At 67.7% G+C, this 11,795-nt stretch carries 11 protein-coding genes; 9 read left to right on the forward strand and 2 right to left on the reverse strand.

The window, feature by feature from the left end; all coding sequences use genetic code 11:
* The first annotated feature begins 345 nt into the window (after positions 1 to 345).
* Genes ACF8ME_RS00370 through ACF8ME_RS00395 form a run of 6 tightly spaced genes read left to right on the forward strand, consistent with a single transcriptional unit; the run spans position 346 to position 7,130 of the window.
* Entirely contained in the window at positions 346 to 1,188 is an 843-nt protein-coding gene (locus ACF8ME_RS00370) for a GspH/FimT family pseudopilin (RefSeq protein WP_392414866.1), read from the forward strand.
* Positions 1,189 to 1,207: 19 nt separating this feature from the next.
* Positions 1,208 to 1,696 (forward strand): type IV pilus modification protein PilV, encoded by a 489-nt coding sequence (gene pilV, locus ACF8ME_RS00375; protein WP_051940613.1) that lies wholly within the window; start codon positions 1,208 to 1,210, stop codon positions 1,694 to 1,696.
* On the forward strand, positions 1,693 to 2,787 hold the full coding sequence (locus tag ACF8ME_RS00380; RefSeq protein ID WP_392414868.1) for a PilW family protein: 1,095 nt from the start codon (positions 1,693 to 1,695) through the stop codon (positions 2,785 to 2,787). Before pilV ends, ACF8ME_RS00380 begins: the two co-directional genes overlap by 4 nt.
* 2 nt (positions 2,788 to 2,789) lie before the next feature.
* Complete coding sequence (locus ACF8ME_RS00385; RefSeq protein ID WP_209669756.1) at positions 2,790 to 3,347, forward strand: PilX N-terminal domain-containing pilus assembly protein; 558 nt, start codon at positions 2,790 to 2,792, stop codon at positions 3,345 to 3,347.
* Between the two features lie 10 nt (positions 3,348 to 3,357).
* On the forward strand, positions 3,358 to 6,678 hold the full coding sequence (locus ACF8ME_RS00390) for a PilC/PilY family type IV pilus protein (RefSeq protein ID WP_392414869.1): 3,321 nt from the start codon (positions 3,358 to 3,360) through the stop codon (positions 6,676 to 6,678).
* Positions 6,679 to 6,680: 2 nt separating this feature from the next.
* Positions 6,681 to 7,130, forward strand: a complete 450-nt coding sequence (locus ACF8ME_RS00395; protein ID WP_279627039.1) for a type IV pilin protein — start codon at positions 6,681 to 6,683, stop codon at positions 7,128 to 7,130.
* A 30-nt stretch (positions 7,131 to 7,160) separates the two neighbouring features.
* Here ACF8ME_RS00395 and ACF8ME_RS00400 read toward each other — a convergent pair whose 3' ends face one another.
* Entirely contained in the window at positions 7,161 to 7,700 is a 540-nt protein-coding gene (locus ACF8ME_RS00400; RefSeq protein ID WP_074923001.1) for a DUF2721 domain-containing protein, read from the reverse strand.
* A 109-nt stretch (positions 7,701 to 7,809) separates the two neighbouring features.
* Complete coding sequence (locus ACF8ME_RS00405) at positions 7,810 to 8,799, reverse strand: LysR family transcriptional regulator (RefSeq protein WP_070081001.1); 990 nt, start codon at positions 8,797 to 8,799, stop codon at positions 7,810 to 7,812.
* A gap of 189 nt (positions 8,800 to 8,988) precedes the next feature.
* Between ACF8ME_RS00405 and ACF8ME_RS00410 the strand changes: the two genes are divergently transcribed.
* From ACF8ME_RS00410 to ACF8ME_RS00420, 3 genes are all read left to right on the forward strand, one after another.
* Positions 8,989 to 10,017, forward strand: coding sequence for a tripartite tricarboxylate transporter substrate binding protein BugE (locus tag ACF8ME_RS00410; protein ID WP_017404435.1), 1,029 nt, complete (start codon positions 8,989 to 8,991; stop codon positions 10,015 to 10,017).
* On the forward strand, positions 10,014 to 11,441 hold the full coding sequence (locus ACF8ME_RS00415; protein WP_016453036.1) for a M20 family metallopeptidase: 1,428 nt from the start codon (positions 10,014 to 10,016) through the stop codon (positions 11,439 to 11,441). The genes ACF8ME_RS00410 and ACF8ME_RS00415 overlap by 4 nt, the downstream gene beginning before the upstream one ends.
* A gap of 208 nt (positions 11,442 to 11,649) precedes the next feature.
* The gene (locus tag ACF8ME_RS00420; protein ID WP_016445252.1) at positions 11,650 to 11,784 is read left to right on the forward strand and encodes a DUF3149 domain-containing protein; all 135 of its coding nucleotides are present in this window, start codon (positions 11,650 to 11,652) and stop codon (positions 11,782 to 11,784) included.
* The last annotated feature ends 11 nt before the right edge of the window (positions 11,785 to 11,795 follow it).

Here is an 11,795-nt window from a genome sequence, read left to right on the forward strand (position 1 = left end):
ACAGGTCTTCCATTCATTGAATCCGCTGAAATACAGGCGTCAGAAGATAATCCCGCGCACGCCAGGAAAATGCAAACAGGAACAATCCTAGAAATCAAATAGGAGCATTCCCATAAGGCAGATACAAGCGTCCCGGGGGGCAAAAAGAAGGACTCAGATTTTCTGAAAAGCCTTGACATCATTTGCAGTGAGCCTAGAGAATTCGCGGGCCTCAAGGCAACTTCATAAAGCTGCCACTCTTTTTGAAAATCACGCAGGCAATAGACGCGCCTCGAAATACTCGCCATATCCAGGAAATCGGCATCTCCGGCAATGCCTCCATTGCCGGATATTCAGGATTCGCCTATGACCACCACAGGAATACACAGGAACGAATACACGGGACAGGCAATGCAGGAGTACTCCTTCGCTTTTCATTTGCGCATTCCATCCATTGCGCATGCGGCATGCCAGCGGCGCCGCGAAGCCGGCGGCATGCCTGCGCCGCCCGCAGGGCGCCACCAGGGCTTCACCCTGGTGGAGATCATGGTGACCCTGGCTGTGGTGGTCATCCTGCTGGCCATTGCCGCCCCCAACATGAACGACATGGTGCAGACCAGCCAGCAGGAGTCCGCACTGATGCGCCTGTCCGCGGCCCTGCGCATGGCCCAGCACGAGGCGGGACGACGCAACCAGCGCATCACCATCTGCCCTGCCAGCGCGGACCGCAAGGCCTGCAGCGACACCGCCATCGGCAGTGGTCCCTATCAGGGGCTCCAGGATTGGTCCGGCGAGCTGATCGCCTTCAGCGACGGCAGCACCCCCCGCGTGATCGACGAGGACGACCAGGTCCTCAGGGTGTTTCCCAGCGTGCGCAGCGTGGATCTCTTCGCCTGGTATCCGACGGGCGGCCAGGGCATGAAATCGGCGGGCCACGCCGTACACGCGCTTCCGGACGGGCAGATCTGCTGGCCCACGGCCCGCCGGGGCGCACCGGGCGCCGAGCAGGTCCACCGCGTGGCCTACCCCTGCAACCCCGACGTGACCTTCACGGCCTGCCCGAGTCGCGCCCGGCACCTGCCCGCCCGCCATATCGCCATGTATGCCGGTGGCCTGCAGGACCTGGCACCGCGCGACCCGCTGCCCCGCGCCTCTGGCAGCAGCAAGCCGCAAGCCGTGGACTGCGCCGGCGCCGCTTCCGGCCTCTGAACACAAGCGAGGACTTCGCATGGACAGGAAGGATCCACACCCCGCTCCCACCCCCGCCGCAGCTGCGGCATCGCAGGCAGGCTTCACGCTGGTGGAGGTCATGGTCACCCTGGTGGTCATTTCCGCCGGCCTGCTGGGCACCCTCAAGGGGCTCTATCAGAACCTGGGCGACCTCAATGCCTCCTACCAGCGCACGGCGGCCGTGCAAAAGGCCGCCGAGATGGTGGAACGCCTGCGCGCCAACCGCCGGGGCGCACTGGCAGGCGACTTCGACGGCGGTGGCGGCACCGCGCCCAGATCCTGCAGCGACCCTGGCGAAGGCGGAGACGACAAGGCCCATGCCCAGTACCGGCTGTGCCTGTGGCAAAGGGACCTGGGCAACGCCCTGGCCCAGGGCCAGGGCAGCGTCAAGACTGCCGAAGGCAAGACCCTCATCACCGTGACCTGGAGCCATCCCCGCAGCGGGGATGGAAACCCCGAAGAACACAGCATCGAGGTCATCCCATGAGAGATCGGCTGGCATCCCGTGGCCCGCAGCAAGGCCCGCAACAGGGCCTGACCCTGGTGGAACTCATGGTGGCGGTGGTCATCGCCCTGTTTCTCCTGGCCGCCTTGGCGGGACTGTATGTGAACGCAAGAGGCCTGCTGCGCCATGAAAATGCACTGGCGCGCATGCAAAGCGATGCACGCCTGAGCTTTGGCGTGATGGGCCAGGCGGTGCGCAATGCGGGCTTCACGGGCTGCAGCACGGCCCTGACCAAGGTTCCCCCCTTCATCGCCGAGCCCGAAAGGCTCGGGCCCCACTGGAACCTGCTGGACCCCATAGGCATCCGGCGCGGACAGGCACAGGATGCCTGGACCAGTTTCGCGGAAGATGTCCCCGCCCAGGCCAGCGCCCGGTCGGACGTGCTCAGGACAGCGGGCACGGGCACGCACAAGAGCAGCCAGCAACTGAGCGACAACGATGTGGTCGTCGCGACCGATTGCTCGCAGACCTACATTTCCCGCCGGGCGCTCCTGGATACCTGCATCCAGCCCGGATCGGGAATTTCCGGTTTCTCCCCGGACCGGGGCGCCTGCGGCCTGACGCTCCTCAAGCGCGACGCACGCGTGCTGCCCGCAGTCAATGACCTGTTCTTCATCGGGCGGCTCAAGAACGGCAGCGCCACCGGCCTCATCCACTGCTCCAGCAGCCAGATCGATCCCATGCCCGGGCAAGGCAAAGCCAACGACCTGAGCTGCCGCATGCTGGCCGAAGGGGCCATGGATCTCAAGATCGAGTCCATACACGGCCAGCCCTCGGCCGCCGTGCAGCAAGAGGCGCCGGGCAACAGCGTATGGAACAACACCGGCTCCGGCCTGGCCGGCAGAGCGACGACGCCGGGTCCGACTCCGCCACCACCGCCTCCTGCCGTGCGCGCCGTGGAAGTGCGCCTTCTCATGGCCTCCGCGCCTGGCATGGGTGCGCTGCTGCACGCACCCCAGAGCTACACCTTCTATCGCGACAGCAACGGCGCCCCCCGGCGCGCCACCGCCGCCGACCGGCGGCTGTACCGTGAATTCAGCGCGGTCTTCACGCTGCGAAACCGGGTGGAATGAGCATGGCAAGGACACGGAAACAAATACGGACACAGGGCGGCCTGGCGCTCATCACCACCATGATCATCATGATGGCCCTGGTGATGCTGTCGCTGGCCGCCATGAACATGGGCCTGCTGCAGGGCCGGTCCACGGGCAACCGCAACGACTGGCACATCGCCTTCCAGGCCGCCGAGGCCGCGCTGCGCGACGGGGAGCAGGACATCACCACCCGCAACCCGGCCCTGGAGGCCTTTGACGATGCCTGCACAGCGGGCCTGTGCCTGCCCAGGGAAGACGGCAGCTCGTGGTCCGAGGCGCTCATTGCCCAGGACACGCTGGGCGTGGCGCTGGGCACGCGCACCGGGCAGACCTCCCCCGGCCCCCAGGGAGCACCGACACCGCGCTACCTCATCGAGCGGCTGGAGACCCCTGCGCAAAGCGTGGTGGTGCAGGGCTATGGCGCCGACCAGGGCCGCCCTCCCGTCTTTCGCGTGACGGCCATCGGCATGGGAGCGGCCCGGCGCGCCGATGGCAGTCCGGCCTCGCGGGTGGTGCTGCAAAGCATGTACATCAATTGAAGGAAAGACCATGCGCAAACTCCCTCTGCAAAAGCCCTGCCCTCCCCTCTTTCCGGCGGCAGTGGCGATGCTGCTGCTTGCCTGCATGGCCGCCCCCCGCGCGCAGCAGCCTACGGCACCGGTGCGCCCCGTGCCCCTGAACATCTCACAGGCGCCCCTGATGGCCACGCAGAACGCCACGCCCAACGTGCTGCTCATCATGGACAACTCCAACAGCATGGACGAGGCCCCGAACGGCTCCGCTGTCGGCAGCGACAGCACTGACAGCAAGTCCGAGATCGCCCGCGCCGCTGCCCGCACCATCATCGAACGCTACCAGGGGCGCATGAACTTGGGCCTGATGGCCTACCAGCAGGAAGACGTCGTCCCGCGCAGCCTGAGCAACTCGCTATACGACGTCAGCTACGACCCCAACCACTTCGACCCGCAATGGAGGGGCACGCGCGCCAGCCCCACCCGCAAGCGCTTCAGGTTTCCCAACCCCAGCGACAAAGGGCGTTTCATCTACTACAACGTGGCCTTGCCGTTCTATGGTGGCGGCAACACCTCCAGCCACTGCTTTTCCGCCACGGCCAACGCCGGGCCCACGCCCGCCAATCCCGACGGCTTCCGCACCAACGAGACCGTCGATGGCCCCTGGGACGTCTATTCATGCTTCAGCGGCAAGACAGGCACTACCAACGCCACCAACACCACCGGCAATGCGGGATACAACAACTTCCGGGGCCGGGCAATGTTCAACCCCACCGACTCCGACTATGCCCAGGGCATCTACGACTTCGGCAGGCAGATGTTCGACACTCCCATAGGACAGGCCTGGTTCAGCGAAAGCTTTCCGGGCCGCGGCTTCCTGCACCAGCCCATCCGGCCGCTGGACGTCGCCCACAGGGCCGCTCTGGAACGCAAGCTCGCCACCTCGCAGTTTCTGCTTAACGCGCCCCGTGATCCCGCCTGGCCCCTGCAGAACGCGGGCAACACACCGCTTGAGGGGACGCTGCTGACGGCGCTGGACTACTTCCAGGGCGAAGAGCTTTGGCGCAATGCCGCAGAAGGCTATGTGCCCGCCTGCTATCCGCTGCCCCAGTCCTGCGGCCGCAACTTTGTGGTGCTGCTCACCGATGGCCTGCCCTCGACCCGGCCCAACGGCAAAATCATCCAGGACATGGCGGCCGGCCTGCGCCAGACGGCAGAGGCCGCGCGGCGCCTCAGGCAAGAGGCCAACGTGGAGACCTTCGTCATCGGATTCGCCCTGCCCTTCGGCACCAATCCCGAGCAATTGAACGAGGTGGCCGCCGCCGGGGGCACGGAGCGCGCCTTCGCGGCCAACGACCCCGCGACCCTCGATACCGCCCTGCAGGCGATCTTCGCCGACATCGCCGCCCGCTCCTCCAGCGTGGCCGCCGTGGCGGCCAACTCCACCAACGTGTCCAGCAGCACCAGGATCTACCAGGCCCGCTTCGATCCCCGCGACTGGAGCGGCACGCTGTCAGCGCACAGCATCACAGGCACTGCGGTGGCCGAACAGGCGCAGTGGGAGGCGCGCATTCCTGCGACACGCCGCATCCTCAGCTACCGGCCCGACACGCGCCAGGGCGTGGCCTTTGCCTGGGAAGCACTGAACCCCGAGCAGCAAAGGCAGATCGGATCGCCCGACGTGCTGGCCTACCTGCGGGGCAGCCAGGCAGGGGAAGCGCCCCGTGGACCCCTGCGCAGGCGCACCAGCCTGCTGGGCGACATCGTGAACTCGGCCCCGGTGTATGTGGGCGCGCCCGAGATGCCCTACACCGAGGCCTCCTACCGCGAATTCCGCAAGGCACGGGCCGATCGCCGCAAGATGGTCTACGTGGGAGCCAACGACGGCATGCTGCATGCTTTCGACGCGGACACGGGGCAGGAGCTCTTTGCCTATGTCCCCTCGACCGTGATCCCCCACCTGCGCCAGCTGTCCGATCCGAACTACCGCCACCGCTTCTACGTGGACGGCTCGCCCATGGTGTCCGATGCCTTCATTGGCGGCCGATGGCGGACCATCCTCGTGGGGGGTCTGGGCGCAGGGGGCCAGGGCGTGTACGCGCTGGACATCACCGATCCCGATGCGATCACCGAAGCCGCCGCCAAGAACGTCGTGCTGTGGGAGTTCGGCGACCGCGACCGGCGCGCACCGGGCAGCAACCGACCCGCCGGTTTCGATATGGACATGGGCTTCAGCTTCGCGCAGCCTTCCATCGCCAGGACCCGGGCAGGCTGGATGGCCCTGTTCGGCAACGGCTACAACAATGTGGAGGCGGACGGCGCGGCCAGCACCAGCGGCAATGCCGTGCTGTACGCCGTCAACCTGGAGACCGGCGCGCTGCACAGTAAATGGGACACTCGCCGAGGCGTGCAAGACAGCCAGCGCAGGTGGCCCAATGGCCTGAGCACGCCGGCCGCCGTGGACCTGGACGACGACGGGCTGGTGGACCGCGTCTATGCGGGAGACCTGCAGGGCAACATGTGGCGCTTCGACCTCATGGCCGCGAGCGGGGACGGGGGCGGGATCGTGCCGTCGGTCAACGGCACTCCTGCACCGATGACCACCCCCTGGGGCGGCAGCTTCCACGGGCAGCCCATCACCACGCGGCCTGAGGCCAAGATCAGCCACGGCACGCTGCAATCCCACGTGCAGCTGCTGTACGGCACGGGCAAGAGCTTCGAGGTCGGCGACCATGACGCTGCGGCCCCGGCCTCCGCATCCCAGTACTTCTTCAGCCTGCTGGACGAAGGCACCGGGGGCTCCTCCGCAAGCCACAGCGTGCTGAAGGTCACCAGTGTCGACGCCGGCGCCGCCAACGGCGATGGCCGCACCACGCAGATGTCCCTGCGGCTGATCTCCGACGGCCGCCCCGGCAACAGGAACTGGCTCATGCTGCTGGCCGACGCGGGCGAGCGCTTGATCACCCATCCCATGCTGCGCCGCGACCGCGTCATCTTCACCACGGCCGTGCCCAGCACGCAGATGTGTACGGCAGGCGGCCATAGCTGGCTGATGGAACTCTCGCTGGACGGCCAGGGCGCGGAGAAGTATGCCGACGGCCTGTTCGACATCAACGGCGACGGTACGGTGGACGGCAGCGACCGCTACGGCGACAACGACCGCGCCACCGGGGGCGCGCGGCTGGAGGGCATCAGCTCGCAGCCCGCCATCCTGAACAACGGCAAGCAGGAAACCAAGGTCATGAACAGCACCGCAGGCCTGCAGTCGCTGGCAGAAAGCAAGGGGCCGCTGAGCAACAGGCGCATTTCCTGGCGCGAGGACACCCCGGCCGACATCCATCCGCTGGGCCTGGACTGACCATGGGCATGCAGAACAACCCCTTGCCGACGCCTGGTCGCCGCCGCCGGGTGGCACGCGGCTTCACCCTGATCGAGCTGATGGTGGTGGTGGCCGTGATCGGCATCCTGTCGGCCATCGCCTATCCCAGCTATGCCGAATACCTGCGCAAGTCCCGCCGCACCGATGGCAGGCGCGCCTTGCTGGAGGCCGCAGGCGCCATGGAGAAGTACTTTTCCGCCAACCTGACCTACGAGGGTGCGACGCTGGGGGGCACCGGCGTCTATGCCAGCCGATCTCCCGACGGTTTCTACGAACTGTCGCTGAGTCCTGACCCCGCCGCATCGAGCTACACCCTCATTGCCTCACCGCTGCGAAGCCAGCTCAGCGACAAATGCCATACCTTCACCTACGACCACCTGGGCGTGGGTGGGGTCCGCAATGGCACCCTGCCTGCACGCGATTGCTGGTAGCAGCTGCGCAGCGTGGCCCGGCAGCCGCGCTCAGGGCTCGCTGCCCGGCCCAGGGCTGGGGGCCGGCGCCCCGGGTCCGGCAGGTTCCGGCCGCTGTATGGTGCGCACGGCCGCGCGCACGCGGGTCAGGGTGTGGAAGTCCAGCAGGCTGGTGGCCATGATGGTTTCCCAGAGAAAGCAGGCCAGGGCCGAGAGAAACATCAGCACGCCGAACAGAAAGCCCAGCACCGCATAGCCATGGCCGTTGATGCCGTAGGCCTCGCCCAGGAACAGCAGGGCAATGGTCAGGCCGATGCAAAAGCCGCAGACGGTCAGCAGCCCTATGCAGACATTGGCCAGCCGGCCGCGCTTGCGCAGAAAGTGCAGCTCGGTCAGGCTGCGCGCGATGAATTCCTCCTCCTGCGGCGTGCGCAGCAGTTCCTCCAGCTTGCGCGCGCGGTCGATGATGCGGGCCAGCCGCCCGGCCACGGCGCCTATCATGCCGGCCACGGCCGTCAGGAAGAACACCGGCGCCAGCGCCAGCTGGATGCTGTGGGTGACGGTATCGGCGTCTAGCGACCAATTGATCATGCGGTCCTCTGCGTGCTTTCTGTTGTCTGGTCCGGCCGTGCTGCCGTGTTTTCGCGCGGACAGTATTGTGGCCGCAACCGGGGGCCGCAAGAAGCCATGCCGCCCGCTTTCAGCGCGCCGGGGGTGACGGCAGAACCTGCGCGCACAGCGAAAGCATCTGGTCCAGCAGGGCGGGCGCCCGGTCGCGGCGGCGGACCACGCCCAGCGGCGCCAGCCGGCCCGTCAGCTGCACGTCGAGCCGGCACACGCGCGCATGGGTCTGCAGGCCCGGCGCGATGCTCAACGGCACCAGGGCCACGGCGCCGGGCTGGCTCAACAGGCCTTCCAGTATCGGCAGGGAAACGGTGGAGACGGGAAACCAGGGCGCATCGGGCAGTGCCTGGAGCACCTCGGCCTCGAAAATCCCGCGCACGGCGATGTTGGCCGTGGGCAGCACCCAGCGCGCGCCGGTCAAGGCCTGCAGCGGCACGCCACGGCGCCCGGCCAGTGCATGCGAGCGTGCGGCCACCACCACGGCCGTGTCGGCCAGCAGCGGTTCGAAGACGAAGGGGCCGGGCAGCAGCGCCGGCTCGCGGCAGAACACCGCGTCCAGCCCGCCGCCCAGCAGCTGGGACAGCAGCCGGGTGCTGGCGTCTTCGTGCACATCGACATGCACCTCGGGGTGCTCGGCATAGAACCGCGCCAGCAGGGGCGAAAGAATGGCCAGGGCTGCCGCCGGAATGGCGCCCAGGCGCAGCGCGGCCGCGGCGCCCCGGCGAATGGCGGCCAGCGATTCCGCCACCTCCTCCAGCGCGGCCAGCACGCCGCGCACCGTGTCCACCAGGGTCTGGCCGGCCAGCGTGGGGCGTATGCCGCGCGCATGGCGCTCGAACAGGCGGATGTCCAGCACGCGCTCCATCTCGGCCAGCGCCTGGGTGGCTGCCGACTGGCTCATGTGCAGCGTGGCGGCGGCCTGCACCACCGAGCCGCATTGCTGCAGCGCCACCAGCAGCTGCAGCTGGCGCAGGCGCACATGCTTGGTCAGGCGCGAGAACAGCAGCCGGCCCTGGGGCGTGGCCGCATCGTCCAGGCCTTCGCGGTCGTCAAAATCGTGGCTCATGGGAATCTCGGTGTTTTCCCCAGGCAGGCCCTGGCGCGCCACAGGCGGCGAAGGGCAAGCTATCGGAACGGCTTATAGCTTGGCACAAATACCGTGGCCCACGCGGGCGGCAGGATTTCTATAGTCGCCTGCATCGGGAGCCGGCACGGCCCAGGCTGCGGCTCCCTCCCCGTCGATGGAGTCCATGCCATGCAAGCCAAGCCCCTCTTACAGCCTCTCTCTCACCTGCCGCGCCGCACCCTGCTTTCCCTGGGCGCGGGCCTTTGCGCCGCGCTGTGCGGCCTCACCCTGGCCCGCACGGCCCATGCGGCCGACGCCTATCCGAGCAAGCCCGTCAAGCTCATCGTGCCCTTTGCGGCCGGCGGCTCCACCGACATCGTCGCGCGCGTGATCGCCGAAGGCCTGCGCAGCACGCTGGGCCAGCCCGTGGTGGTGGACAACAAGGCCGGCGCGGGTGGCCTGATCGGTACCGAAAGCATTGCCCAGGCGGCGCCAGACGGATACACCATAGGCATGGCCACGGTGAGCACGGCCACCATCAACCCCTCGCTGTATACGCGCGCCGCCAGGCTGGAAGGCAGGCTCCTGCCCGTGGCCAACCTGGTGACCATGCCATCGGTCTACATGGTCCATCCCAAGATGGGCGTCAAGGATTTCGCGGGGTTCCTGGCCAGGCTGCGCGCCCAGCCCGGCGCCTACAGTGCGGGCGTGCCGGGCCTGGGCACGCTGGGCCATCTGATGGTGGCATCCTTCAACGAGACCATGAAGACCCAGATCCAGATCGTGCCCTATCGCGGCAACGGCCCGGCCCTCAACGACGCCCTGGCGGGCATGGTGCAGGTGATGACCGATCAGTTGCCTTCGGCCATGCCCCAGATCAAGGGTGGCAAGCTCATCCCCGTGGCACTGTCGGGCGACAGCCGCTCGCCCGATCTGCCCGATGTACCCACCTTCAAGGAGCTGGGCTATGCGCAGCTCAACGAGCTGGGCATCAGCTGGTTCGGCCTGGTCGTGCCGGCCGGCACGCCGCCCGCCATCGTCCGGCAGTTGCAGGAAGCGTCCACGAAGGCCGTGCGCCTGCCCGAGGTGCAAAAGCACCTGAAGCTGCTGGGAGCATCGGTCACCGAGATGGACCAGGGCCGCTTCCCTGCCCAGATCGCCAGCGAACTGCAGCGCAACAAGGCGCTGCTGGACAAGGCAGGAGTGAAGCCGGAATGAGCGCGGTCGATCATCTCCAGGATTTTTTCCAGCAGCAGTCCGCGCGCATGGCGGCCCTGGCCGACAGCATCTGGTCGCTGGCCGAGCTGCGCTATGCCGAGACGGCTTCGGCCCAGCTGCACATCGATGCGCTGGAGCAGGCCGGGTTTCGCATCACACGCGCCCTGGCCGGCATTCCCACCGCCTTTCTGGCCGAATGGGGCGACGAGGGCCCGGTGCTGGCGTTCCTGGGCGAGTACGACGCACTGTCGGGCCTGAACCAGCAAAGCGGCGCCCTGGTCTGCACGCCGTCCACCGACAGCCCGGGCCTGGCCGGCCACGGCTGCGGCCACCACCTGCTGGGCACCTCGGCGCATTTCGCGGCCATCGCGCTGCAGGAGCACCTGCGCCGCAGCGGCGCCAAGGCGCGCGTGCGCTACTACGGCTGCCCGGCAGAAGAAGGCGGATCGGGCAAGACCTTCATGGCGCGCGCCGGGGTCTTCGACGATGTGGACACGGCGCTGACCTGGCACCCGGCCAGCTTCTCCGGCGTGTTCAGCCAGAGCACGCTGGCCAATATCCAGGCGAAGTTCGTCTTCCACGGCAAGGCCTCGCATGCCGCGCACTCCCCCCACCTGGGCCGCAGCGCGCTCGACGCCGTGGAGCTGATGAACGTGGGCGTGAACTACCTGCGCGAGCACATGCCCACCGATGCGCGCGTGCACTACGCCATCACCGACTCGGGCGGCCTGTCGCCCAACGTGGTGCAGGCGCGCGCCGAGGTGCTGTACCTGGTGCGGGCCGCGCGCAACCATGAGGCGGCCGCACTGTACGAGCGCGTGCAGAACGTGGCGCGCGGCGCCGCGCTGATGACGGATTGCCGGCTGGAGATCGTCTTCGACAAGGCCTGCTCCAACCTGCTGCAGAACCGCACGCTGAACCAGGTCATGTACGAACAGATGCAGGCCCTGGGCCCGCTGCGCGTGGACCCCGGCCTGCACAGCCTGGCCGGCGACTTCCAGGCCACGCTGGACAGCAATGACGTAGACCAGGTCAGCCGCCCGCTGGCCAGCGTGCTGCGCGGCAAGGTGCCGGCCGTGTTCGAGGGCCTGGCGCCCTACGATCCCGCTGTGGAGGGCACCCTGTTCGGCTCCACCGACGTGGCCGATGTGAGCTGGATCACGCCCACCGTCCAGGCCTGGGTGGCCTGCTACGCCTTCGGCACGCCGCTGCACTCCTGGCAGATGGTCTCGCAGGGCCAGTCCGGCCTGGCCCACGCCGGCATGGTGCGCGCCGCCCAGGTGATGGCCGCCACCGCCATCGCCCTGCTGCAGCGGCCCGAGCGCATGGCCGAGGCCAAGGCGGAGCTGCTCGAGCGCCGCGGCGGCCGGCCCTATGCGTGCCCGATTCCTGCGGAGGTGCCCCTGCCGTTCATGCGGGGGTGATGGGCTTGGCTCGCCCTGGATGATCGACTCCTACCCCATGCCCAGTTCCCGGGCTTGCCCGGGCTTGCAGGGGCTTGCCCCTTTGCGCTGCCGCAAACCCGCCCCGCCGCCGCGTTGACCCATCACAAGCCTTCCACGCCATGCCACGGCGATAGTCGGATCGGGACCCCACCGATACCTACAAACCACAGGAGGACTTGTGAAGCTGATGATCGATCTCTTTTCCACCGACTACGGGCTGATGAGCCTGGGCGTCATCGTCTTCATCCTGATCATGGCGGGCTTTTTCCTGCGCCTGTTCCTGGGCAAGATGAAGCACGTGGCCAACAAGCCGCTTGAATGAAAAGATGCCCA

It is taken from the genome of Delftia sp. WSY_7 (assembly GCF_043104845.1).
Lineage (GTDB): Bacteria > Pseudomonadota > Gammaproteobacteria > Burkholderiales > Burkholderiaceae_C > Comamonas > Comamonas tsuruhatensis.